Below are 23,180 nucleotides of genomic sequence, written 5' to 3'. Positions count from 1 at the left end.
ATGGCTAAGCACACTTTATATATTGAAATGGAAAATTGCATCGGGTGCCGGAGCTGTCTAGCGGCCTGTACGCAGTGTGGTGGCCATGATATGCGCAATCGCAACTATGTGTTGGAGACCGACCCGTTTGTCAGTCGTCAGACGATCCCGCTAATGTGCCTGCATTGTGTAAATCCGGCTTGTGCCAGAAGTTGTCCTGCTCAGGCGATTCAGATAGCCGATAATGGAGCGGTTTTATCAGCTCTAGTAGAAAAATGCATAGGCTGTCAAAACTGTACGATTGCTTGTCCGTATGGTATCCCCAAATTTGATGAAGAACAGAACCTGATGTACAAATGCGATCTTTGCTACGATCGATCAAAGGACGGGATTCCTCCTATGTGTGCTTCTGTTTGTCCTACCAATACATTGCAATGGCTAACAGAAGAAGAGCTGGCCCAGAAGGAGTCTCAGGTAAAGCTGGCCAACGGTAAATGGACAGCCAGCATGCTTGGGGCCTTAGAAGGGGAAACGAATGTCAAGATCAGTCTGCCTGGCATCTTACAAGGAAAACAGAAGCTATTCTAAGGGAGGGTGTCAAACGATATGGAAAATAAACGAAAAATGATAGTTCCGAAGCAGGATGATAACTATACACATAATATTCATCGAGATAATGAACGCAAGCTGGATCGGCGCGGATTCATGAAAACGATGGCAGGCGCTGTAGGAGTATTTGCCGTAGCTTCATTGCCCTGGGGAACATTGGCTGCCCGTGAGCTACTGGGGCTTGCACCTAAGCAGGAAGATAACCTGCTAAAAATAGCGGATATAGCTCAAATCGGGATCGGGGAAGCAGTCAATTTTGCTTATCCGAGCAAGCATGATCCAGCATTGCTAGTACGTATAGGGAAGGACGAATATAGAGCTTATCAGAATTCCTGCCCTCATTTGAAATGCCCTGTGTTTTGGAATAAGGAGCAACAAGAGTTATTATGTCCGTGCCATCATGGTAAATTTAGCATTATGACAGGAGATCCGATCGCTGGCCCACCTAAACGTGCTTTACCGGAAATTAAGCTCAAAATCGAAGGTGGAGCCATTTATGCGACAGGAGTGAAGCCATATGAAATCTAGCCACTGGAGAGTTGTTTGCATGAGCTTGCTTTTGTTGGCGAGTATCACGTTTGTGCAATTGTGCGTCGATATGTTTTATGCCCAGCGTTTTATGGCGGTGTTGTTATACAGCGGTCTGGCTATCATTTGTGTACCGGTGGCTTTCTTTATCTATGCACTTGATAAACGCCGATAGGAAGGACGATTAGAAAGGAGGAGTGACGATGAACGCAGAAAAGCAGGCTGTTTTTTTATTGCAAAAAATACTGCCTGATTTTGTGAATTGCACTATGGAGATTCAGATCATTGATGTTGCCGAGGATGCAGAAAAAGAGGTGGCACCTCCGATTCATCGTCATTTGGCTAAATGGGAATTGATTGAGAATGATACCATTGTTCGTTTATATTTTAATTCCTGTCAGTTTATCGCAATTCCTGCGGTTGGAGTTGGGATCAGCGTAAAACAGTTGGCAGTACAGAGGAAACAGAGTAACCAAGAAAAGCCGGAATGCTGTAAGGATCGAGAGATTGATCAGAGGAATAATGAACAACATACCATGCTTCAGATAAATGATAATGAGCGTGAATTAATCTATCAAATTATGTTTCACAGGCCTACTATCAAAGATACTTATAGCTTTTAGATAAAGGGTAAAATTTATCCCGTTCCTCTAAAAATGATGTAATGCTCATATTTAGAGGAACGGGATTTTTGTGTAGATTGAAAAAGGGAATTTCTACTCCTGTTGCAGCTCATACGTCTCAGAAGAAACTGACGAGATAAATGGACTAGTGTCCTGGAGGCAGTAGAGGTGCAGTTCGTGCATTGCCCGGGTACATGCTGTATACAGTAGCTTTCGATCGCTTTCTTTTCCATATTGATCTGCCGAGGCGTTGTAGATAAGGACGGCATCAAACTCAACACCTTTTGAAAGAGCGGCAGGAACGACAAGCACGCCCGGCTCAAAGCTAGCTGTGTCTTGCTCCACTAGCCGTACGGATAGCTTTGCTCGCAGAAGCTCATATGCTTCCTTGCTTTCTTTCATTGTTTTACAGATGACGGCAATGGTGCGGTTCCCTGTCCGCTGTAATTCTTGAAGGCGTTTTGTGATACCACAGGCAAGCGTGGTAATGTTTTCCACTATTGTCAGGGTAGGTTTTCTGCCGTCCCGATTGAAAGGAATTATATCTCGGCCACCTTCAACAAGTTCACGTGTAAACAAAACGATTTGCCGAGTAGAACGGTAGCTGCGGGTCAGTTGAATGATTTCGCTATTGGCAGTAGAAAATGTGGACGTAAATGCTGTCCATTCGTGAGTGGAAGCTGTATGGGCTAAGATCATTTGATTGTAGTCTCCAAGTAAGGTCATTTTACTGAAGGGAAACATTTTTCTAAAGAAGGCTAGTTGAAAGGGTGAGTAATCTTGTGCTTCATCTAGGAAAACATGTAAAACCCGAGTATTTACACCGAAGCCTTTGAGTAAGCCTTGCAGATAGAGATAAGGAGTAGCGTCTTCATAATAAAGCTCACGATGACTAATCTTTTCTAGAGTCAAGGAACAAATTTTTTCCCAGTGATTGGGAAGAGTAATCGTATTACTTTCTGTATCGAGAGCAGTTGTAAACAACTGTTGGTAGATGGAAGGAAGATCAAGGAACCCAAGTCGTTTGATTCGAGCCCGCAATGGCTTAAAGTGTTTGTTTACAATCATGCGCGCTAGTATTTTTTTCTCTTGCTCATGATCGTCAAAAGAATTTCCTTTTAAGCGATTTTGTTTTGCTAATATGTTATAAGCCTGTTGAAAATCATCCTTATCTAATAGCTCAAGCTCATCCTCGACCCAAGACTTCGTTTGCTCTTTACGCGCCGTTAGTTTTACTTGTGCAAGTAACCAGTCAGCTAGTTGTTTGATTCGCAAGGGGATGGATACAGAAGGATCAAAGGAATAGAATTTTTCTGCAATTTGCTTTTGATTGATTAACACGTCGCCTTGAAATGACAGGTCATGAAACATAAGACCCTGCTTGCCTAATCGGTGGGCGTAGCATTCAATGAGCTGTATAAAATCGGAGGTAGCCTTGAAGCGAATCGCCTCTGCTCTTGCTTGATAATCTGACTCCTTGGAAGCTGTCTGAACATATTCTAATTGAGAAAAGGGGTCTTCTATTGTAAAAGCTTTTCCAATATGCTTGCTCAAATAATCCTGGAAGGTTGTTTGCTGCATATTCTCTTCGCCAAGCTCTGGCAACACGGTAGAGATGTAGCTAGTAAACATCTGATTCGGTGAAAATAAAACGATTTGATCTGCACGTAGACGATCTCGATAGCGGTAGAGTAAGTATGCGATACGTTGGAGAGCAGCGGAGGTTTTTCCGCTCCCAGCGGCTCCTTGTACGACTAATAGCTGACTTTTTTCATTGCGGATGATCTGATTTTGTTCACGTTGAATGGTGGAAACGATGGTCTTCATCTGATTGGTTCCTTGTTTGCCAAGTACCTCTTGCAACAGCTCATCTCCAATAGTGACACCAGTATCAAATAGCCCCTCGATCGTACCGTTCTTAATGATAAACTGTCGCTTTAATTCAAGTGATCCGGCCACGCTGCCGTCTGGTGTGTCATATTGGGCCTCTCCAGGTGGATAATCATAGTAGAGGCTGGCAATAGGGGCACGCCAGTCATAGATTAATAGCTCATCGTCTGTTTGGTTAAGAAGAGATGCAAGACCAATATAGATGCGTTCTGCTTCTTTTTTCTGCAAAGCATAATCAACAAAGTCAATTCGTCCAAAGTAAGGAGATTCGCGTAAGCGTGTTAAGGTACGCAATTGATTTTGGGTATGCACATGCGTTCGTTCACGTTCGGATAATATTTCTGCTTGCTGCTTGACGGTAGCATAGGTTTCGACGGCCTCATGAGGATCATCTAAATTCACGGTCACATCGTCCCAAAAGGTTTTTCGCATCTCAACCACATCAGATTGAAGAACATGTACATCAGCCTCGTATCGCTTTATCCGGCGATCAATTTCATGAATGACTTGATTAACACGTATTTGCTCTTGTTTCCAATTTGGATCTGTCATAACGAGATAAGTCAACTCCTTTTATTGAATTAAATGTGCAGAAGAGAATTGACAATTGACTGTTTGCATGATAAAATCTAAGTATATAATTATGATATTTTAAAATAAACTGCAGAAGTACCTTTCATTCTATCATCATGAATGGATTTTTTCAATGTATTTACAAGGTCTTACATATAATTTCTAGATCAGTTCTCGTTAACGATACCTCCCAACTGCCTTTAAGGTAGATGGGAGGTTTTTTAATCGGCAAAAAGAAGAGCCTGCAAACGAATAGCGCAGGCTCTTCTTTTATTGTGCACAAATTTTAACGAGCGTCTGTTGTAACCGAATTGAAATCGTTTTTCAATCATGTTGTGTACTACTGAGGTTCTTTCATAAGTTTTTTTAGAAGATACTTCAGGTTCCCGTAATTGGTGAACCATTTATTTTATAATTTGTGGGAACAGAGGCCTTCCCTGAACCAGCGCCGCCAATTGTATAGGATTTTCCGGGTGCGATTTCCGTTGCCCAGCTAGGAGGCTTCACTGTGTAGTTGTTTTGACCTGGTGTGAGAGTGGCATCCCAAACAGAAGTGAGCTGACCTGTATAATCAAATTGCAAGGTCCAATTTGTAATAGGTGTTTTCCCTGTGTTGGTTATTACCAGATTAAAATTGTACCCATTATCCCACTGTGAGGTTATCTGAAAATCCACCTTAGCTTGAACTTTGCTTGGGTCAGGATCGGTAGGGCCTTTAGGCTCCTGTTTGTATTCGATAGTGACAGGATGTGTTTGCCCTTTGGCAACGTGAACGGTAGCTGGTTTAACGATTGGAGAGTATTTGTAGGTGGTATCCTCAAATGGTTTTGCCGTGATCGCGTAAGTACCTGTTGGCACCTGCTCCACTAGCTTTTTCTGCCCAAAAGCAACGTTATAGGTAGCGCCATTAAAGGTAATTTCAGGTGTGAAGGAGAAGGACTGCTTGGCAACCTCTAAGGAAACAGCTCCATATTCTGTAGGAGTGGCGCCAGATTTGAAGCCATTTGCGATTACACTGATTAATTCTTCTTTTGGATCCCCTGTCACTTCCCAGACAATGATTCCGCCATATCCATTTTGGTTAACAAAATTTACTTTTTCTTGTAGGGAAGTTGGATCCTCATAAGTAAACATTTGTTGTTTACTTTCGCTGTAAAGATAAGGAGCTTTGGCAACAGGATCGTAATACTTTTTGAAGGCAGGATCTTTTTCTAGCACCTCTTTGATATGGTAGTAAGGATTGTTCCCCGCGTTTCGGCCGCCATCCCAAATTCCCTTTACACTTTCAGGAACAGTGGAAGCAAACAAACCAGGAAGTTCAGGAATCGGACCATCATTTTTAACTTGTCCCCATCCACGCGAGTAGAAAGGAGACCCGACAATTAGCTTGTCCTTTGAGATGCCAAATTTTTCGAAGTTTTTCACAGCTTGAGCCGTATTGTAATTTACTTTGATGAATTCTTCATAGGGTTCTTTCGGATTTGGGAAAAGAGGGGAGTGATGACCTGTTTTATTTTCCCACGCACCGTGGATGTCATAGGTCATGACATTGATGAAATCGAGGTATTGGGCGTATTTATCAGGCTCGGTCTTGGCGATTTTGTCCAATCCGCAACCTACTGCTGCTGTCAGCTCATAGTATTTTCCATCTTCTTGACCAGCTTTAGTAAGCGCTTCCCTAAGATCTTTTAAGAGGAGAGTAAATGTTTCTTTTTCGGTATCATCTGCTTTTGGTGTACCAAGATCATTAGGATTGTCTACTTTATCAGGGTCCCGTTTAAAGCCGGGGTATTCCCAGTCGATATCTGCTCCATCGAATTGCCATTGACGAATAAAATCGACCACACTTTTGGAAAATTTGGCTCTTGCCTCAGGCGTTTTGGCAACGTCATGGAATCCGGCAGACCTAGACCAGCCGCCGATGGAAATCATCGTTTTGACATGTGGATATTGCTTCTTATGCTTGCGAATAGAACCTAGAGTACCTGCATCGGGAGAACCCCATGTTGCTCCATCCATTAAGGCTTCTGTCGCTGCATATTTGTCAAAATAATCGATGGTTCCCGTTGTCATGTTAATGTCTGCGAATGCATAGTTGAGATGGGTAATTTTACTCCAGGGAATTTTTGCAGGCGTATAATTGTTGTGGCCTGCATAAATCCCCCATTCTGGATAATACGCTACAATCCGTTTGTTATAGGGTGAAGCAGCCGTCTTTGAATCTGAGGTTGAGGAGTTGCTCCTGTTCTCGGCAAAGGATGTGTTGGGTACAAGCATTGCTACCAAAACGAGAAGCGTAGATAGCCATGAGAAAAATCTTTTCATTTTTCAGCCTCCTTGTTAATATTTATATCAACTATATTTTTATTATTTCCTGTTTGTGGTTTTTTTTCAATACTTTTTTTAATTTGAAATTGTAAAAAATATTTTGTTAATGAATAATTGTTTTTTTGTAACGTTTTATTACTATTCATTAATTTTTTATAAAAACATCAAGTTCAAATCGTTTATCGTTTCGTCTGTGAAGTATCGAATTTTGCACCATCTGATAGGGAAAGGAATCGAACTTTAAGAAAAGAGGAGACGGACATATAATGAAATCAACCAGTGATGGATGCGCTTACAACATTGATGAGACGGGAAGGAGAGGAAGGCATGCTTTCTTCGCGATCGCGTGAAATTATTAAAACGTTGGTGCTAGCACCAGAACCACTCCGAATAAAAGAAGTAGCACAAGTCTTTCAAGTTAGTGAACGAACCGTCAAATATGATTTAGAGCATATCCGCGCTTGGCTGAAAGAACGAAATATTCCCTTGCTATCTCAACCCAATAAGGGAATCTGGCTGGAATGTGAGGGGCAGATCAAAAATCAGATAATAGACTGGTTACAAAATCACCGGGCAAATGAAATTTTTTTACATCAAAACGAAAGAGCGCGCTATATCGCTCTGGAGCTGCTATGTGAAGTCCGATATCTGCGAATCAAGGATTTCACTGAGAGCTTATTTGTAAGTCGCAATACAATCATATCAGACCTTGAAAAGGTAGAGTGCTTCTGCAGCTATTGGCAATTGCATCTTGAGCGAAAGCTGCGTGTTGGCTTACGAATTGTTGGTACTGAGCTTCAGCGTAGGCTAGCACTAGAGCAATTAATGCTGGATTTACTAGACGGTGCTCAAATGTTTCAGCTAGTACAGAGCATTTCACAAGAACAGGATAGTCTGGCTCTCATCATGCCAATTTTTCAGAGATTGAAAATAAGAAAAGAGGAAGCATACCGTTTAAAAGAAGCATTAAACCGGGTCATTCTTCATATAGGGAAAGAACTACGAATTCATCTGTCAGACCGAGTTCTTATAAGCCTATTGATACGGATGGGGATAGTCGTCCAACGCCTGCGTAGCGGATATAGCAACCAGCTAGATACGCTGGAGATTTCAGCTATCCATCAGTTTTCTATTTTTGCCTATTTCCAAAATGAACTTCAAGTCTTGTCTGAACAACTGTCGCTTCCGATCACTGAGAAGGAAATAGCCTTTATTTGTATGCCGACCATCGGGATGATCGTGGACCCCCATGCCTATGAGTATACGGTCGATTCCCACGAGCAAGCAGAGATTTATGCACTGACCGATGAACTTATTCAAGCGGTAACCGATAAATGCGGGATTCGATTTCGAGAAGATCCAGGCCTAATGGAGCATTTATTTGCGCATCTGTCAGATCGAATTGTGAAATACAGAAATGGTGTTTTGGACCCGAATCCACTGACTGATGATATCATCCGGACATATCCTTCCTTGTTTACAGCATTGAAGCAAATTTGCCTAGAAAAGTTTGCAAAGTATCAAATTCTGCTTTCTAATTCTGATATCGCCTACATTGTCCTTCATTTTCAGGCTGCTCAAGAAAGATTGGCAGGTCATAGGCGAGTGCGGACATTAATTGTGTGTGGAACGGGACGAGGAGCCGCAAGATTTCTACAGACCCATTTAGAAAAAGAAATCAAAACATTACAAGTGGTAGGCCTTTGCTCTAGCTTGGAGGTTGACAGCTTTCTACAAAGCCGCTCTGTTGACCTTATCGTTAGCGTAATCCCTCTACAGGCGAAAGTACCTGTTGTGCAAATAAATGCCCTGCCCACGAAACAGGATCGAGAAAAGCTACAAGCTGTTTTAAACGCTGTAAAAGCAAAGCAACTAGAGGGAGCCGCCCAAGCAGGAGAATGGCAAGCAATAGTAGAGAAGTCACATACAGCTAAGCAGCTATCAAGTGCAATAGATATATCCTGTAATGATTCATTTTCAAGCAGAGAGCGAACAAATTCTAGTCTACCTGTGAAGCATCTTTCATCTGTCATGGCTCAGGAAATGGAACATATGACACAGGACATTATCCTGCAAGGCTTTGAGATTGGAATGAAATTAACGAGTCGATTTGCTCATCTTTTGCCTGAAAAGAGGCAGCAAGGCTTGCTTCTGCACATTCTGCTAATGGTGAATCGCCTGTCGCATGGCAGCTCTTATCTAAACTATGAGACAAGCGGATTACAAGAATCCCGTCACATGAAGGCCTATCGGAAGGAGTTAACTCAATTTTTTGAGCAGGAGCATCTTACAGTACCGACCAGCGAGCTTACCGCCATCATGCGATATTTCTCTGAAGAGAGGGGCTAAAGAAAATGGACTACGATGTACTTGTTTGCAATGGTCTTGTGATAGATCCAGCTAACAGCCGAAACGGTCGCTTTCATATTGGGATTCGAGGGGGAAAAATTCAAAGGGTTTGGGAAGCAGATAATCATATGCCTCTTCCAGCCTCTAAAATCGTGATTGATGCGAAAGAATTGATTGTGACGCCTGGATTAATAGACTTGCATGTGCATATATTCACAGATTATACGCCGCTGGGTATTCACACTGATCGGATTGGCGTGCAGCAGGGTGTAACAACAGTGGTGGATGCTGGGAGTGCAGGCGTGGAAACCTATCCGGTCTTTCTGGAAAAAGCTGTTGCGAGCAGTGAGACGGAAGTACTTGCTTGGATCAATATTTCACGATTAGGGCTTTGTGGTGGACTTTCAGAGTTAGCTGATTTATCCCTATTGGCACCAGCAGAAACAGCTCATCTAATAAAAAGCGATTCGCGTATCTGTGGTATTAAAGCAAGAATGAGCGCTTCTGTAGTAAAAGAAAACGGAAATAAGCCCCTGTATATAGCTAAACAGGTGGCAAGAGAACTAGGGGTGCCAGTAATGGTTCACATAGGAAATGCGCCCCCGGCTCTACAGGAAGTATTGGAATTACTAGAAGCTGGGGATGTTGTTACACATGCGTTTCACGGGAAAAAAGGCGGTATTTTTACAGAGGAGGGTAGCTTGCTTCCAGAAGCAGAACGGGCATTGAAGCGTGGTGTAATCTTTGATGTCGGTCATGGTACCTCCAGCTTTAGCTTTGCCACGATGAGACGTGCGCTGAAATGTGGGATTAAGCCATACACCATTAGTACAGACATTTATCGTCATAACATAGATGGCCCTGTACACAGCTTAGCAATGACAATGAACAAATTACTAGCGTTAGGTGTTTCTCTCGATGAAGTGGTAGAGATGACCACATGTAATCCAGCTAGGATTTTACGAAAAGAGCATGAAATCGGCACCTTAGAAGAAGGGACGCGAGCTGATATTAGCCTGTTAAGAATGATAAAAGGGCCTTTGGAACTAACTGATTCCAAGCAGGCTACCCTCACCGCACCAAGTTATTTGCAGCCAGAGCTCACTATTAAATCAGGAAAGGTATTGAAATGCGTATGATGATAAGCATCGTGGAGGAAGTAGCTAAATTATCCCCCATGCAAGATACAGAAGCGTCCGAGCTAATCAAGCTGCTTGAGGACATACAAGAGTTGACGAGTCAGATTCCGTTGATGATTAACAAGGAACGCTGGATTGCGATGGGAGTTCACCTGCTGGCCTTTATAAGACGAGTGCAAGATAAGGAGAGACTAGCTGCAATGGATTTATCTTTCATGGAAGAAGGAGATGGAAGGTTACAGCAAATCTCCCAAAAGGTTTTGGATGCTTATGGTGTGCAAAATGGTTTTTCGATCGAACCAATTGAAGTCTTTCTGCTGCAAGTTCATTTAGAAACAGCAAAGGCTATATTAGAAGAAATGAATTAGGAGGGAATTGTAATGGATGAAATTAAGGTGGTTATTGGAGATCGTTTGGGGAAAGGACAAAATATTGCGAAAGGGATTAAAGCGGCTGGAGGACTGCCTATCCTTATTCCCGGAGTCGGAGCAGATATGAAGGTCGGTGATTACATGCATAAGGAGAATGCCGATTTTGGGCTATCTTTTTGTGGAAGCGGTGGAGCCGGCGCTGTTACAGCTAAAACGAAATATGGTTATGAGATTGAATTTGGATTACGTTCCATAGATGCGGGCATTACGGCCTTGCGCGAAGGGAAAAAGGTGATTGGCTTTGGATTTATGGATACGGAGGAATTGGGGAGACGAATGACAGAAGAGTTTAAAAAAATGAAAGGATAGGAGGAGAGAGGAAATGTATAAAGAGCTTGATTACACGTTGACGTTAAGCGGGAGCGGCGATTCCAAAGAAGCTGCCTTTCAAATTGTGTTTAGTCAAATTAAAAGCAAGATGGCTCGCGAAATTCCCGATCTGATTTTACGGATTGAACCGATGGATGTTGAGGTGTTGAAGGCAACGCAATTTTCCTATAAAGAGCGCTTTCTAGGGATTCTGTTTCCGCGTACTAGAACGAAATACACGATTGAAGTGCGCATTTTGGTCCGTTTGCGTGTAATTGAGCTTTCCAAAATACCGTTTACGGAAGAAATACAATCGATTTCCAGCAGGCAGATCAAACTAGCGAAGAATCCTAACACGTAGGCACAGAAAAGAGGGAGTAGCGGATGGGTATCACCTTGGTCATTATTGTGAAATCAATTATTATTGGTGCACTCGTTGGGTTTGGGGTTGGAGCAGGTGCAGCTCGTATGTTTCACGCTCCCAATGTGCAAGGGATGGGTGCTTTTCGTACCTTTGGTGAATTAAATGCATGTGAAGGAGATCCAATATCTCACTTTTCATTCGGTTTGGGATTTTTGTTTAATGCATGGGCGTCTGTTGTAGGTGCAGGTGCGTTGACTCAGGACGTTGATCATCGCATTATTCCAAACTGGGCAGCAGCTGGTCTGTTATGGAAAAATCGGAATGTTTCTGAAACTTTACATAATCCGAAAAAAATGGCATTTGTAGGTGCCCTTGTAGGGGTTGCTGTGGTGACTTTATTGAATTCTACCGCTTCCTCCATACCATCCTCCATGCAGTTAGTAGCAACCAAAGTATTGGTCCCGGCTGCAAACTGGCTGATTAACCCAATCATGCCCATCGTTTTCTGGATGGCTGCGATGGATGCTGGTAAACGTACTGGTTTATGGGGGACGGTACTAGGTGGATTGGCTCACTTAATCATGGGGAATGCTGTACCTGGTATTGTTCTTGGTATTCTCATCGGTAAAGGTGTGGACGATAGCGGCTGGAACCGTATTACGAAAACCTTGGTGTTTGCGGTAGTGCTTTTATACGCATTAAGTGGTTTCTTCCGTGGTTTCGATGTAGCGTTTCTGCATAGTATTCAGGTGGATATTCCTCAATGGCTCGTTGATTTGCACAAATTATTTGGATCAGAGGTGAAATGATATGGACCAATCGTTAGAAAAACAAGGCTTTTGGATGTCTGAATGGGCTTTTCCTATCTTTGTTGCTTGCTTATGCTCGGGGATATTTGCTGGTACACATATGTACTATGTGCACCATGTAGGGGCATTTAATGATATTGCTATTGTAGCGATGTTAGAGGCAGGGATCAAAGGCGGAAGCTATGGTGCAGCAGCAGCATTTGGCGCTAGCTTCTTGTTTGCCCGTGTCTTAGAAGGCCCCCTAGTCGGGATTTTGGATATCGGCGGTGCTCTTCAAACGGGAATTGGGATTGGGGTACCTGCCCTGTTATTAGGAGCTGGGATTGTGGCTCCCATAGAATCGTTTCCGCTCGCATTGCTAGTAGGTGCTGGTCTAGGTTTATTGATTGGGAGCATTATTATTTTCATTCGGCGCTATACTGTAGCTGGTTCCACCTCAACCTTTGGGGCAGATGTCATGATGGGAGCGGGAAATGCTGCTGGTCGCTATTTGGGCCCCTTAATTGTTATCACAGCGATTATGGCTTCGATACCAGTGGGCATTGGTGCGACAATTGGTGCGGCCCTGTTCTATGCGTTTAAAAAGCCCATTGCAGGGGGCGCAATCATTGGAGCTATGATTATGGGGGGAATTTTTCCGATTCCAGCCTAAAAAAGGTGCTTTTTGAAATTTGTTCTGCGTGTACTTAGATTACTGTATCTTTTTACACATACGCTAGAAACAGAAAGGCTGAGGAAATCATGTCAATCTATCAACAGCTAGGTCTTCACGCTGTCATTAATGCTAGTGGAAAGATGACGGCGCTGGGTGCAAGTGCTGTTCACATCGAAGTGGCTCGCGCTATCTCAGAAGGTTCGATGGATTATGTGGATATGCAGGAGCTGTTAAGCTGGGTTGGGAAACGTATCGCAAAAGCAACCGGTGCAGAAGGAGGCTGTCCAACACTTGGAGCCTCGGCAGGCATAGCAATTGCTACTGCCGCCGTTATTGCAGGAAGCAACCTTTCGAAACTGGAGAAAATTCCATTTTTACAAGGTGTTCCGAATGAAGTGATTATACAGAAGGGGCATTCTGTACATTTTGGTGGAGCTGTCCCACAGATGATGGCTTTGGGAGGAGCCCGCGTAATTGAGGTAGGTCATGCCAATTTTGCAGAAGCTGAGCATATAGAGGGGGCGATTAGTGAGAAAACGGCTGCGCTCTTTTATATCAAATCCCACCATGCCGTACAGAAGGGGATGCAATCTCTTCAGACCATGCTAGAGATCGGGCATCGTCATCAGCTCCCGGTAGTTGTGGATGCAGCCGCCGAAGAAGATTTGGGCAAGTATGTTCAGATGGGAGTGGACTTGGTCATTTATAGCGGTGGTAAAGCTATCGAGGGACCAACCTCGGGTTTTATTTGTGGCAAACAGCACCTAATAGAAGCGTGCCATGCTCAATACAAGGGTATAGGTCGTGCCATGAAGGTAGGTAAGGAAGCGTTGATTGGTTTAGTAGTGGCACTGGAGCGCTACGCCAATAAGCGTGATACGGGTGAGGAGCAAAAGGCGCGCATGCAATCATTTTTGGAACAAATAAAGGATTTACCGGGAATCACAGGACGCATTGTTCAGGATGAAGCTGGCCGCGAAATTTACCGGGCACAACTAACGGTTGATCCAGCCATAGCTGGTATGACGGCTATAGAGCTGGCGCAAAAATTGAAGGAAGGGAATCCCTCTATTTATACAAGGGATCATTATGCCAATGTAGGAATCATCTATATTGACCCAAGACCCTTGCTTTTCCAACAAGAAAATCTGATTGCTCAGCGTTTACGTGAGATATTAGCAAGGTAAGAGGAGGAGAATGATGAGTAGCCATGTAAAAGTACGCGTCAATTTATTAGCCAGAGACCCTGAGAATGCAAAGGATATCATGGAAATATTGAATGGACAGGTATTCATTGGTCTTATGGTCAAGTCATTTTCAAATATAAAATTGGCAGTTGAAAAGGTGAGGGAGTATCAAAAAGCAGGGATCCCAGTATCAGTAGGCTTAGGGGCGGCTGACCCCACTCAGTGGAAAAAAGTAGCTGAGGTAGCTAAGCAAACGATCCCACCACACGTGAATCAAGTATTTCCAGCAGCCGGCTACACGATTGGACTATTGGAGGCTGAAGGTGGGGCAAATACTATTGTTAATGCGGTAATTACCCCAAGCGGAACCGTAGGGAGGGTGTATGTAACCACAGGGCCTGAGAGTCAGAGGTATAAGGAAGCCATCTCGTGTGAAGCGGCGGCGGCATTAATCGCGGACATGGGCATTCCCTCTGTCAAATTTTATCCACTGAATAACCGAGTAGATGAACTGGCTGCAATGGTAGTGGCTGCTGTAGAAGCAGGTATTACGATTTTTGAGCCCACAGGGGGAATTACGATTGAAAATATGGCAGAAACGGTGCGCGTTTGTATCGAAAATGGTGCTAGAGAAGTGATTCCACATATTTATACGTCTATCGTGGATAAAGAGACTGGTTTGACAAGAATAGAAGATGTGCTAGCTTTAAAAGCTGCATTGGCTGAGTGGTTATAGATTATATTTGATTTCGGAGTGAAATTTTTTCCGTATGATCCTTTTGATTAGGCTTCGTTGGTCGTATAAAACAATGTAATGATAGACTGATTGGATATATCCCATTCAGTCTGTCTCTTTTTGCTCCTGTAAGCTAGGCAGCATACCTGCTATAAGGACAGCGTTTTTAACTGTATGTAGAGGGTGGATACAATCAAGCGTATCACTATTTTGATAGCTGATGATAAAAGCGGAGATTGCAGAGTTGATTGCGTTACATGTAAAAAAAGAGGGATACCATTACATTAAGGTGTCTGATGGATAAGAAGCAATTCAGGCGGTTCAGGACCATTCTATTGATCTGGCTATTCCTAATAACGGAATGTTACGTGTCATAGCTGAGAGCAAATGTGAAAAACAGGAAATAAACGATGTAAATCACTAGCACATGAATATGATATCTAGTACAAATTTTTTGAATAAACGGGGCGATGAATGCATTCGCTAATTGAAATAATACATATAACAGAGCTAATTCGATAAGCAAGAGAACATAAATGCTATCGAACGAGTTTTGTAGTAATTGGTCAATATAAACGACTATACCCAGAGCAATGAAATAGGAACACAACGAATATTTATCTACTTTAATAAACCTTCCTCCTTTTATAGGGGCACTCACGAATAAATCCTGCACGTAAGGCTTGTATTTATTCAGACCAGCCTCACTCACCTGTTTGGTCATTTGTGCCAGCCTTTACGGCCTTGTTAACAATCGATTCAAAGGTGATGATTTTCGTCGTGTTGGTTGGATATACTTGAAATTGATAATCAGCGGAAATGCTAATCTGCTGAAATCCAATTTTTTCAAGAATCATTCTAAATTCCTCTACGCCATACCAACGTAAGGGAAAACGTTCTAGCTCAGTTTCTACTAGCCTGCCATTACGCCATTTTTCATATCTGCCGTAGGAAATACTATATTGATTAATATAATCTACCTCAACCAAAGTATCTTGATATGTGATCACATCAGCGTTATCGCATGTCCATGTTCTTGTTGAGGTTGTTCCAAAGCTGAACTCTGTTTGTAAAAATAAATCAACGATTAATTTTCCGCCGTTTTCCAGACTGTGATAAAAATTTTGTAAGGCTTTGATGGATGCTTCTCTCTCATGTATCAGTAAAAATGTCCCAGAAGGTATGATAATGGCCTGATACAGGGTAGGTGAAATATAGGTTTCCATCGTTGCTTATAAAATTCTACATCACCAAATGAATGACCAATTGGTTTATCCAAATCATATACTTCTGAAGATAAACGGTTATAAAAGCCAAGCATACTAATACCTCCTTTTCTTATCAGAAAATTATAACACTTTATTGGCTAAATGAAAAAATCCGCTTGCCACATGGATTTTCATGTACAAACGGACTTTTGATTTTTAAGAGGATAGCTAGTAATGAATATTTAGCTTTCTTTGGTAAACGTAAAGTTACGTGCTATATATAAAATCGGTGTAGAAGCAGCCGATACCACGAATTTAATCAAATAGGTTGTGAGTATAATGTCAAACCAAATATCCATAGGTAGCTCTCCTAAAAAAGCAATGGTGCAGAAGAGTACGGTATCAACTAATTGGCTAATTAAAGTGCTTCCGTTATTTCGAATCCATAATTGATTTCGTTTCGGAAATACCTTCTTTAAGAAAGTATAAATACGGACGTCTAAAAACTGACTAATAAAATATGACGTTAAACTAGCAATTACCAGTCGAGGCATAATACCAAAAATCATGGCTAAGGCGTCTTGCTTCGCCAGCTCATCTGGATGAGGTACAAATGTAAGGGACATCTGCATGATAATGGTTGTGGCAATTAGCGTAAAGAAGCCAAACCAGACAGCTTTTTTCGCTTGCTCTTGCCCATATTTTTCATTGAGCAGGTCACTGCACAGATAGATGGTTGCATACATCGTATTTCCAAGCGTCATGGCAAAACCAAACAGCTCAACGATTTTCACTACTTGAATGTTGGCCAGCACGGTAGCAAATCCAATCCAAGCATACAAGCCTACTTTGCCAAAAAAACGATAGCATAATAAGAATAAGACAAAATTGACCAGCACAAAGCCGATCCCAAACCATAAATTAAACATGTATCCTCCTAGTTTTGATAACGCGGGAGATCTCGAACCGCGAAGAGTGTATGAAGTTGTTACAAGGACTCATTGTAACAAGCTTCACCCTGTGGTTCAATGCTTTTTTTCACATCAATAGTTATTCTTTGATGGAGGGGCATCATTTAACCAGCAATCAAAAAATTTTTTAGAAAAAACAAAAACTAAGCAAAAAAGATTCTCTTTCTCTCAATGCAAAGAAGAGCAGCAAATAGCTGCCCCATATGGAATATGCAATAGGTCTCATGAGCATAAGCAAAAAATGTGGAGCGCCATATCTTAATTTCTTCTGCTGTTGGCGTATATATGAATTGCATGGACTGCTCCAAAATGCTGGTCATCAATCCATCCGTATATTTTGTAACCAGATGGAGGGCTGCATGCCTTCTGCTCGATAATAAAAGGAATCTACTTTATAAAAGAAGAAAAATGCGCAACACTGTAATTTGCCAACGGGTCATCCTCATAAAATAAAACACTCCCCCAGTTATGCTCGTTGCTTTTTCCTTGCTCGGTATTCTCCAGAAAATTCATCTTTATGGATACGAAGATCAATGTCAGAGTACAGATCGGTATTTTGGTTGTCAATTGACCCTCCATAAAACACGGACAAAATATTCGAATTCTTCAACAAATCCTGTTCTATTTTTTTCATAATAGTTTGTCGGTGCATGGGAAAGCAGTAAGTCTCGTTAATTATGTTTTGTTTCAAATCCTACACATAATAAAATCAATCCTTTGCTTTTGTAATTCTATTTATAGTTCTGTTTATATGGATATCCTTTTCTTTTTTATCTAAAAATTATCTATTTGATAGATATAACTCAATCAAGGACGCTTACCGACAGCTTCTTTACAAAACAACCAATGTCGGTCCATAACGTGTTCAAGCTGAACCTCAATCCCAAAAAAACGGGATAAAAGCTCTGGAACAAGCATGTCTTGTGTCTGACCAGAATCAAAAATGCTCCCATCCTTGAGTAAGAGCGTATGCGAAAAACAAGGCAAAATTTCTTCTATATGATGGGTAACATAGATAATGGTGGGAGAATTAGTCTGCTTTGCCACTGTTTCAACGTACTGTAACAATTGTTCACGAGCTATAAAATCAAGACCCGTTGTAGGCTCATCTAAAATCAACAAACGCGGGGATGCCATTAGGGCACGGGCTAATAAAATACGCTGACGTTCGCCTTGTGACAAAACCTGATAGGGACGATGCTCTAAATGAGCACAACCAAATTGTTCTAATAGAGCTTTTGCCTGCTCTATCTCTTCTTGAATCTTTGGCTCGTATAGGCTTAAAGAAGCGTGTTTACCAGATAATACAATATCTAGCGCGGTATCGCTGCCTCGAAGCTGTTGTTGCAGAGAACTGCTGACAAGGCCGATTTCTTTGCGTAACTGTCGCAAGTCATAGGTACCGAACTTTTTCCCAAGAACCTCAATTTCTCCAGAAGTAGGCCAAATATAGCCGTTTAGAAGCTGCAGGATGGTTGATTTACCTGATCCATTTAGACCGAGTAGACACCAATGCTCTTGAGAGTGAATGTTCCAGCTTATTTCTTTAAGAATCGGTGTATCACCGCGTTTCCAGCTTACCTTGTTTAAAGTAAGAATTGGTTTTAGCATGCACAAGTAGGTTATCTCCTTTTTCGTTTTTTTAATCATTGTACTAATTTTCTGTCATATATATCAATCTAGAATTGAAAGAATAAGAAGGGTATTTCATTAAATTATATTATCTGCAAAGAACAATGATAAAAGAATAAAACGAACAAAAAATGAATATTAGATAAAAATGTTCGGATTATTTCTTGATTATTTAAGAAGCAATGTTATAATCAATAAGGCTTGTAATTTCCTAACATTTTCAAGGGGGCAACATCTATGAATTATGATGTTATCATTGTCGGAGCTGGTCCAGCAGGAATTTTTACGGCATATGAATTGATCCTTAACAAACCTGATTTACAGATCCTGTTGATTGAAAAAGGACATAATATATACTCGCGTCGCTGTCCCATCCTTGAGAAAAAAATCAGTAAATGTCCGCCTCCAGCAGGTCGAAAGGATTTTAGCGGTTGCTTGCCAGCCTGCTCAATTACCAACGGATTTGGTGGAGCAGGAGCTTATTCAGATGGAAAGTTTAACATTACGACAGAATTTGGCGGCTGGATGACCGATTATTTAGCACCTTCCGAAGTGCTTGAATTGATTAAATATGTTGATGCAATTAATTTAAAACACGGAGCAACTCCTACTATAACCGATCCAACCACGGAGGCAGTCCGTGATATAGAGCGAAAAGGGCAAGCAGTTGGACTGAAACTACTGCGTGCAAATGTCCGCCATTTAGGCACGGAACAAAACTTGGAGATTTTGAAGAGTATCTGCGAAGAGCTAGAACCAAAAATAACAATGATTTTTAAGCAGGAAGTGGAAGATATCATTGTTGAGACAACAGAAAACGGTAAAGAAATTCGCGGAATTACCTGTAAAAAGGGTCATGAGTACCGTGCGAACAAAATCGTAATTGCTCCTGGCCGAGACGGTTCACAATGGTTCGGTGAGATTTTGAAAAAACAGGGTCTGCGATTGAGTAATAATCAAGTAGATGTAGGGGTTCGTGTAGAAACGACCAATGTAGTCATGGAAGAAATCAATAAGCATCTATATGAAGGGAAGTTCTTGTTCAAATCTTCTACGGATCAAATTGTGCGAAGCTTTTGTTCCAACCCAAGCGGTCATGTTGTTGTAGAAAATCACAGCGGAGTAATGGCGGCTAACGGGCATGCATACAAGGATGAGAAGCTTGGTTCCCCTAACACGAACTTTGCTCTGCTTGTGTCCCATGTGTTTACAGAACCATTTGATAAGCCAAACGAATACGCTAAAGAGGTGTCAAGGCGGGCGAATGATCTTTCTAACGGCTCCGTGATTGTACAGCGCTTTGGCGACATAAAACGCGGTCGGCGTTCTACAGAAAAACGGCTGAAAGAGGGATTTATTGAGCCAACGTTAAAAGAAGCCGTACCGGGTGATCTCGGCTTAGTATTGCCGTATAATACAATGAAAAGCTTAATTGAAATGGTGGAGGCACTCGATCATGTTACGCCGGGTATTGCAAGTGAACACACGCTGTTTTATGGAGTAGAAGCGAAATTCTATTCAGCACGTCCATATTTGAACCCCCACTTTGAAACAGAAATTATTGGTTTATATGCAGGCGGTGATGGAGCAGGTTTAACGCGAGGGCTTGCGCAAGCAGGAGCATGCGGCGTTCATATTGCTCGGGGAATTTTACGCCAACTGTCTTAAAATATGGAAGAAGACAACTATATTTTGTCACAACAGTATGATTGTCAAGTCCATTTCTTATGCTATAATATTTTCAAATGGGTCACACCTCATTAATGTAAATAATAATAGTTTTAGGCAATGGAAGTTTGGTGCAAATCCAACGCGGTCCCGCCACTGTGATAGACTGTTTTCCAGTCTTAAGTCAGGTCTTTTGCCTAAAAACTACTGAAAGGCTAACCATTTCGAGGCGAAAGTGGTTAGTCCATGTCTAGTGATGTTCCCGCCTCACTAGACTTTTTTAATGGAGAAAGGAGCGAATATGGTAAGAAGAGTTTGTCAAATCGCCTTACTTGTTGCACTTGCGATGGTAAGTGTAGTGGGTTGTTCAAATAATGACGCAGCACAAAACGCAGCAGCAGAAGAAAAGGTTGAAAACAAGATCGTTGTAGAAGTTTCAAGCGATCGGGGCAAAACCAAAATTGCTGAAAAAACAATTCAATTCAAAGGGGATCAAACCTTGTATGAGTTGATGAAAACCAATTTTAAAGTGGAAGACGACAATGGATTTATCACGTCGATTGAGGACGTGAAGCAAAATCCAGCAGAGAAAAAGTATTGGCTGTACGAAGTGAACGGAGCACCAGCGGTTACAGGAGCCAAGGATCTTACAGTTAAAGATGGCGATGTGATTAAGTGGGATCTACATGCCTCCTAACCACCGCATACAGAAAGCACCCATATCCAGTGTAAGAGGCATAACGCTGCTGGCTATCTTAGCTGCCTTGTCTGTTGCTGGCCGGATTGCACTGTCGTCCATACCTAACGTACAGCCCGTGACAACAATTGTCATTCTTATGACAATTCTAATGGGACTTCGATATGGTATGTTGCTTGCGATAATTGTGATGATTTTGTCAAATATGGTCTTGGGAATCGGGATTTGGATTTTCCCGCAGATCATTGCGTACTGTGTAATTGCCGTGGTAACCGGCATATTTATACGACCGGTGTTCCCAAAGCTTTCCTTGTTCGTGATGGCCTTATACGCCGGATTTACAGGAATGCTTTTCGGGCTTATTAACTCTCTTTGTCAGATACCGCTTTACGGTTCAACTTATTTTCTAATTTATTATTTAGCAGGAATCCCCTACGATGCGATGCATGCAATTGGGAATTTTGTTTTTTATTTCGTACTCGCACCTCTGTTACTTCCTTTGTTTTACAAATTGATAAATCAACATTTTGCTAAGTCTTGACAAACTGAACAGGCACAATGCAGTGCTTGCCGAATCATATCAAACCTTTGATGTAAAAGGTTTTTATACACAAAGACGTGTATAGTGTTTTTAAAAATAACAATCAATACATAGTTGACTATATGCTAAATATAGTAGTACAGTATTGGTAGAAAACAGAATACAGGTTACACAAAGACGTGTTACTTATGTAGATAGCAAAGAGGCTTTTAAAGGGTATGCTCCCTTCTAAAAAGCCTCTTTTTTTATTCCAAATGGAGGTGTCAGCATGGATAAGGTTAGTTTTAAAACAGATATTTACATGGGACAAGGCGCTTTGAATCGTCTGCAGGATCTGAAAGAGAAACGAATTTTTATTGTCACAGACCCTTTTATGGTTCAATCGGGAATGATTCAGCATGTCATTGACCAAATTGACGAAAGTAATAAGCACATGGTTTTTAGTGATATCGTTCCAGATCCGCCAATCGAGGTTGTTGTAAGTGGAATGAAAGCCCTCAGTGAGTTTGAAACTGATACGATTGTTGCACTAGGAGGAGGCTCAGCTATCGATGCGGCGAAAGCAATGAAATATTTTGCAAAACAAGTATCGAACCAAAAAGATCTTCCTTTCATTGCGATTCCGACAACAAGTGGAACAGGATCAGAGGTAACCGCATTTTCTGTTATTAGTGATCAACAAAAAAATATTAAGTATCCTCTAGTGTCGAATGATATGACTCCAGAAGAAGCTATTTTAGACCCCGAGCTAGTAAAAAGTGTCCCTGATTTTATTACAGCCGATACGGGAATGGATGTTTTGACGCATGCCATCGAGGCGTTTGTGTCTACTAAAGCAAATGATATTTCTGATGCACTCGCGGAAAAGGCGATGAAGCTTGTCTTTGAATATTTAGTAAGAGCATACAAGGATGGTAATGATTTAGAGGCACGTGAAAAAATGCACAATGCTTCATGCCTTGCAGGGATGGCCTTTAATGTTACATCACTAGGCCTAAATCACGGAATTGCCCATGTAGCTGGAGCTAAGTTCCACATTCCTCATGGCCGCATGAATTCCTTACTGCTTCCACATGTCATCGAATTCAATGCGAATTGTGGAAGAGGGTATAGTGAGATTGAAAATCAGGCGACAGCTAAGAGATACGCAGCTATTGCTAAAACCTTAGGTCTTCCAGCGAGCAATACGAGAAGCGGAGTGCGTAGCTTAATTAATGCGATCAAGCAATTGCAAAAACAATTGAAAATGCCAACCAATTTGCGGGATTGTGGCATAGAGTATAAGCAGCTTGAAGAAATGAGAAACGCGATCGCAGAAGGCGCGCTCAAGGATGGATGTACAAAAACAAATCCGCGTGTGCCAACGGAAGAAGACGTTATTGGAATTTTGAACAAAATGTTTCAGTAGCGAATATTTTGTCGAAATTAGTCTAATGAAGTATTGACATCGTTTACAAGTTCAAATATAGTGAAATTAACACAACGGCGTGTTAAGAATTTCAGTTGAGAGCGAAGAGGCTCCTTAAAAATTGCCATGCGTATTTTTTAAGGAGCCTTTATGTGTTTTTTACGTTTTTTCAAGCAGATGGGATGAGATTTATGAGCCAAAACAATGAGAAACAACGTGTCATTCAGGAGTATGTACCAGGTAAACAAGTCACACTAGCTCATATCATAGCTAATCCGAATGCAGATATTTATAAAAAGCTGGGATTAGGTAGTGATACGAAGGATGCAATTGGTATTTTGACCATTACCCCAAGTGAAGCCTCGATTATTGCTGCTGACATAGCAACAAAAGCTGCTGGAGTGCTAATCGGCTTTGTAGATCGTTTCAGTGGATCAGTGGTGATTACAGGTGATGTATCCTCTGTGGAATCCGCGTTAAATGAAGTGTTGCTCGGATTACAGGATATTTTAGGATTTTCAGCTACGAAGATAACGAGAACGTAGT

General features: G+C 41.8%; 23 protein-coding genes, 2 pseudogenes and 1 riboswitch. Of the genes and pseudogenes, 19 read left to right on the top strand and 6 right to left on the bottom strand.

The window, feature by feature from the left end:
- The 4 genes from QZ995_RS06055 to QZ995_RS06040 are packed head-to-tail and all read left to right on the top strand — an operon-like array spanning window position 1 to window position 1,739.
- Window positions 1–567: a 4Fe-4S dicluster domain-containing protein gene (locus QZ995_RS06055; protein WP_301804376.1), complete on the top strand. Its 567-nt coding sequence runs from the start codon at window positions 1–3 to the stop codon at window positions 565–567.
- Between the two features lie 18 nt (window positions 568–585).
- Window positions 586–1,116, top strand: coding sequence for a ubiquinol-cytochrome c reductase iron-sulfur subunit (locus tag QZ995_RS06050; RefSeq protein ID WP_301804373.1), 531 nt, complete (start codon window positions 586–588; stop codon window positions 1,114–1,116).
- Complete coding sequence (locus QZ995_RS06045; RefSeq protein ID WP_301804372.1) at window positions 1,106–1,291, top strand: hypothetical protein; 186 nt, start codon at window positions 1,106–1,108, stop codon at window positions 1,289–1,291. Before QZ995_RS06050 ends, QZ995_RS06045 begins: the two co-directional genes overlap by 11 nt.
- 28 nt (window positions 1,292–1,319) lie before the next feature.
- Window positions 1,320–1,739 carry a hypothetical protein gene (locus QZ995_RS06040; RefSeq protein WP_301804369.1) on the top strand — a complete coding sequence of 140 codons (420 nt, stop codon included), beginning with the start codon at window positions 1,320–1,322 and terminating at the stop codon, window positions 1,737–1,739.
- 93 nt (window positions 1,740–1,832) lie between these two features.
- Here the strand turns inward: QZ995_RS06040 and helD are convergent, their stop codons facing one another.
- Together helD and QZ995_RS06030 are read right to left on the bottom strand one after the other, a co-directional pair.
- Complete coding sequence (helD, locus tag QZ995_RS06035) at window positions 1,833–4,181, bottom strand: RNA polymerase recycling motor HelD (protein WP_301804366.1); 2,349 nt, start codon at window positions 4,179–4,181, stop codon at window positions 1,833–1,835.
- A gap of 399 nt (window positions 4,182–4,580) precedes the next feature.
- A complete protein-coding gene (locus QZ995_RS06030) occupies window positions 4,581–6,527 on the bottom strand; it encodes a glycosyl hydrolase family 18 protein (RefSeq protein ID WP_301804364.1) in 1,947 nt (648 codons plus the stop codon).
- A 330-nt stretch (window positions 6,528–6,857) separates the two neighbouring features.
- On the opposite strand from QZ995_RS06030, the gene QZ995_RS06025 reads away from it, so the two are divergent.
- The 10 genes and pseudogenes from QZ995_RS06025 to QZ995_RS05980 form a co-directional block, all read left to right on the top strand.
- Entirely contained in the window at window positions 6,858–8,879 is a 2,022-nt protein-coding gene (locus QZ995_RS06025) for a BglG family transcription antiterminator (protein ID WP_301804361.1), read from the top strand.
- Window positions 8,880–8,884: 5 nt separating this feature from the next.
- Complete coding sequence (locus tag QZ995_RS06020) at window positions 8,885–10,018, top strand: amidohydrolase/deacetylase family metallohydrolase (RefSeq protein ID WP_301804358.1); 1,134 nt, start codon at window positions 8,885–8,887, stop codon at window positions 10,016–10,018.
- A complete protein-coding gene (locus QZ995_RS06015; RefSeq protein ID WP_301804355.1) occupies window positions 10,009–10,386 on the top strand; it encodes a hypothetical protein in 378 nt (125 codons plus the stop codon). The genes QZ995_RS06020 and QZ995_RS06015 overlap by 10 nt, the downstream gene beginning before the upstream one ends.
- Before the next feature lie 12 nt (window positions 10,387–10,398).
- Window positions 10,399–10,758: an SFCGS family glycine-rich protein gene (locus QZ995_RS06010; RefSeq protein ID WP_301804353.1), complete on the top strand. Its 360-nt coding sequence runs from the start codon at window positions 10,399–10,401 to the stop codon at window positions 10,756–10,758.
- Window positions 10,759–10,771: 13 nt separating this feature from the next.
- Complete coding sequence (locus QZ995_RS06005; protein ID WP_301804352.1) at window positions 10,772–11,119, top strand: DUF4312 family protein; 348 nt, start codon at window positions 10,772–10,774, stop codon at window positions 11,117–11,119.
- Window positions 11,120–11,142: 23 nt separating this feature from the next.
- Window positions 11,143–11,931, top strand: a complete 789-nt coding sequence (locus QZ995_RS06000; protein ID WP_301804349.1) for a DUF4311 domain-containing protein — start codon at window positions 11,143–11,145, stop codon at window positions 11,929–11,931.
- Window position 11,932: 1 nt separating this feature from the next.
- Window positions 11,933–12,583 (top strand): DUF4310 family protein, encoded by a 651-nt coding sequence (locus QZ995_RS05995; RefSeq protein WP_301804347.1) that lies wholly within the window; start codon window positions 11,933–11,935, stop codon window positions 12,581–12,583.
- Between the two features lie 89 nt (window positions 12,584–12,672).
- Entirely contained in the window at window positions 12,673–13,773 is a 1,101-nt protein-coding gene (locus QZ995_RS05990; protein WP_301804345.1) for a DgaE family pyridoxal phosphate-dependent ammonia lyase, read from the top strand.
- 13 nt (window positions 13,774–13,786) lie between these two features.
- Window positions 13,787–14,509: a KDGP aldolase gene (locus tag QZ995_RS05985; protein ID WP_301804343.1), complete on the top strand. Its 723-nt coding sequence runs from the start codon at window positions 13,787–13,789 to the stop codon at window positions 14,507–14,509.
- Window positions 14,510–14,701: 192 nt separating this feature from the next.
- Window positions 14,702–14,810: pseudogene (locus QZ995_RS05980) on the top strand (DNA-binding response regulator); the annotation flags it as partial.
- A 63-nt stretch (window positions 14,811–14,873) separates the two neighbouring features.
- Here the strand turns inward: QZ995_RS05980 and QZ995_RS05975 are convergent.
- The 4 genes and pseudogenes from QZ995_RS05975 to QZ995_RS05960 form a co-directional block, all read right to left on the bottom strand.
- Entirely contained in the window at window positions 14,874–15,233 is a 360-nt protein-coding gene (locus QZ995_RS05975) for a hypothetical protein (protein ID WP_301804341.1), read from the bottom strand.
- Window positions 15,214–15,830 (bottom strand): annotated as a pseudogene (locus tag QZ995_RS05970) (class I SAM-dependent methyltransferase). The gene QZ995_RS05975 and the pseudogene QZ995_RS05970 overlap by 20 nt, the downstream one beginning before the upstream one ends.
- 129 nt (window positions 15,831–15,959) lie before the next feature.
- Window positions 15,960–16,646: a queuosine precursor transporter gene (locus tag QZ995_RS05965; protein WP_301804340.1), complete on the bottom strand. Its 687-nt coding sequence runs from the start codon at window positions 16,644–16,646 to the stop codon at window positions 15,960–15,962.
- A gap of 849 nt (window positions 16,647–17,495) precedes the next feature.
- On the bottom strand, window positions 17,496–18,299 hold the full coding sequence (locus QZ995_RS05960; protein ID WP_301804337.1) for an ABC transporter ATP-binding protein: 804 nt from the start codon (window positions 18,297–18,299) through the stop codon (window positions 17,496–17,498).
- Between the two features lie 258 nt (window positions 18,300–18,557).
- Here QZ995_RS05960 and QZ995_RS05955 point away from each other — a divergent pair, with 258 nt between their 5' ends.
- From QZ995_RS05955 to QZ995_RS05935, 5 genes are all read left to right on the top strand, one after another.
- On the top strand, window positions 18,558–19,988 hold the full coding sequence (locus QZ995_RS05955; RefSeq protein WP_301804334.1) for an NAD(P)/FAD-dependent oxidoreductase: 1,431 nt from the start codon (window positions 18,558–18,560) through the stop codon (window positions 19,986–19,988).
- 96 nt (window positions 19,989–20,084) lie between these two features.
- A riboswitch (adenosylcobalamin (AdoCbl) riboswitch) is annotated at window positions 20,085–20,237 on the top strand.
- 52 nt (window positions 20,238–20,289) lie between these two features.
- Complete coding sequence (locus QZ995_RS05950) at window positions 20,290–20,685, top strand: DUF4430 domain-containing protein (protein ID WP_301804332.1); 396 nt, start codon at window positions 20,290–20,292, stop codon at window positions 20,683–20,685.
- A complete protein-coding gene (locus QZ995_RS05945) occupies window positions 20,675–21,226 on the top strand; it encodes an ECF transporter S component (protein WP_301804330.1) in 552 nt (183 codons plus the stop codon). Before QZ995_RS05950 ends, QZ995_RS05945 begins: the two co-directional genes overlap by 11 nt.
- A 268-nt stretch (window positions 21,227–21,494) precedes the next feature.
- Window positions 21,495–22,634, top strand: coding sequence for a 1-propanol dehydrogenase PduQ (locus QZ995_RS05940; protein ID WP_301804329.1), 1,140 nt, complete (start codon window positions 21,495–21,497; stop codon window positions 22,632–22,634).
- A 191-nt stretch (window positions 22,635–22,825) separates the two neighbouring features.
- A complete protein-coding gene (locus QZ995_RS05935) occupies window positions 22,826–23,179 on the top strand; it encodes a BMC domain-containing protein (protein WP_031415394.1) in 354 nt (117 codons plus the stop codon).
- Window position 23,180: the final 1 nt, after the last annotated feature.

The organism is Brevibacillus laterosporus (genome assembly GCF_030489605.1).
In the GTDB taxonomy this organism is placed as follows: domain Bacteria; phylum Bacillota; class Bacilli; order Brevibacillales; family Brevibacillaceae; genus Brevibacillus_B; species Brevibacillus_B laterosporus_E.
The sequence above is the reverse complement of the archived record's forward strand: the minus strand, read 5'-3'. Positions and strand labels throughout refer to the sequence as shown.

What these genes read in the sequence shown, in the direction of transcription:
- QZ995_RS05950 (WP_301804332.1), top strand. Translation starts at nt 20,290, where the DNA reads ATGGTAAGAAGAGTTTGTCAAATCGCCTTACTTGTTGCACTTGCGATG.
- QZ995_RS05975 (WP_301804341.1), bottom strand. Translation starts at nt 15,233, where the DNA reads ATGACCAAACAGGTGAGTGAGGCTGGTCTGAATAAATACAAGCCTTAC.
- QZ995_RS05985 (WP_301804343.1), top strand. Translation starts at nt 13,787, where the DNA reads ATGAGTAGCCATGTAAAAGTACGCGTCAATTTATTAGCCAGAGACCCT.
- QZ995_RS05990 (WP_301804345.1), top strand. Translation starts at nt 12,673, where the DNA reads ATGTCAATCTATCAACAGCTAGGTCTTCACGCTGTCATTAATGCTAGT.
- QZ995_RS06005 (WP_301804352.1), top strand. Translation starts at nt 10,772, where the DNA reads ATGTATAAAGAGCTTGATTACACGTTGACGTTAAGCGGGAGCGGCGAT.
- QZ995_RS06050 (WP_301804373.1), top strand. Translation starts at nt 586, where the DNA reads ATGGAAAATAAACGAAAAATGATAGTTCCGAAGCAGGATGATAACTAT.
- QZ995_RS06015 (WP_301804355.1), top strand. Translation starts at nt 10,009, where the DNA reads ATGCGTATGATGATAAGCATCGTGGAGGAAGTAGCTAAATTATCCCCC.
- QZ995_RS06045 (WP_301804372.1), top strand. Translation starts at nt 1,106, where the DNA reads ATGAAATCTAGCCACTGGAGAGTTGTTTGCATGAGCTTGCTTTTGTTG.
- QZ995_RS06030 (WP_301804364.1), bottom strand. Translation starts at nt 6,527, where the DNA reads ATGAAAAGATTTTTCTCATGGCTATCTACGCTTCTCGTTTTGGTAGCA.
- QZ995_RS06000 (WP_301804349.1), top strand. Translation starts at nt 11,143, where the DNA reads ATGGGTATCACCTTGGTCATTATTGTGAAATCAATTATTATTGGTGCA.
- QZ995_RS05965 (WP_301804340.1), bottom strand. Translation starts at nt 16,646, where the DNA reads ATGTTTAATTTATGGTTTGGGATCGGCTTTGTGCTGGTCAATTTTGTC.
- QZ995_RS05960 (WP_301804337.1), bottom strand. Translation starts at nt 18,299, where the DNA reads ATGCTAAAACCAATTCTTACTTTAAACAAGGTAAGCTGGAAACGCGGT.
- QZ995_RS05935 (WP_031415394.1), top strand. Translation starts at nt 22,826, where the DNA reads ATGAGCCAAAACAATGAGAAACAACGTGTCATTCAGGAGTATGTACCA.
- QZ995_RS05955 (WP_301804334.1), top strand. Translation starts at nt 18,558, where the DNA reads ATGAATTATGATGTTATCATTGTCGGAGCTGGTCCAGCAGGAATTTTT.
- helD (WP_301804366.1), bottom strand. Translation starts at nt 4,181, where the DNA reads ATGACAGATCCAAATTGGAAACAAGAGCAAATACGTGTTAATCAAGTC.
- QZ995_RS05945 (WP_301804330.1), top strand. Translation starts at nt 20,675, where the DNA reads ATGCCTCCTAACCACCGCATACAGAAAGCACCCATATCCAGTGTAAGA.
- QZ995_RS06025 (WP_301804361.1), top strand. Translation starts at nt 6,858, where the DNA reads ATGCTTTCTTCGCGATCGCGTGAAATTATTAAAACGTTGGTGCTAGCA.
- QZ995_RS05995 (WP_301804347.1), top strand. Translation starts at nt 11,933, where the DNA reads ATGGACCAATCGTTAGAAAAACAAGGCTTTTGGATGTCTGAATGGGCT.
- QZ995_RS06010 (WP_301804353.1), top strand. Translation starts at nt 10,399, where the DNA reads ATGGATGAAATTAAGGTGGTTATTGGAGATCGTTTGGGGAAAGGACAA.
- QZ995_RS06020 (WP_301804358.1), top strand. Translation starts at nt 8,885, where the DNA reads ATGGACTACGATGTACTTGTTTGCAATGGTCTTGTGATAGATCCAGCT.
- QZ995_RS06040 (WP_301804369.1), top strand. Translation starts at nt 1,320, where the DNA reads ATGAACGCAGAAAAGCAGGCTGTTTTTTTATTGCAAAAAATACTGCCT.
- QZ995_RS05940 (WP_301804329.1), top strand. Translation starts at nt 21,495, where the DNA reads ATGGATAAGGTTAGTTTTAAAACAGATATTTACATGGGACAAGGCGCT.
- QZ995_RS06055 (WP_301804376.1), top strand. Translation starts at nt 1, where the DNA reads ATGGCTAAGCACACTTTATATATTGAAATGGAAAATTGCATCGGGTGC.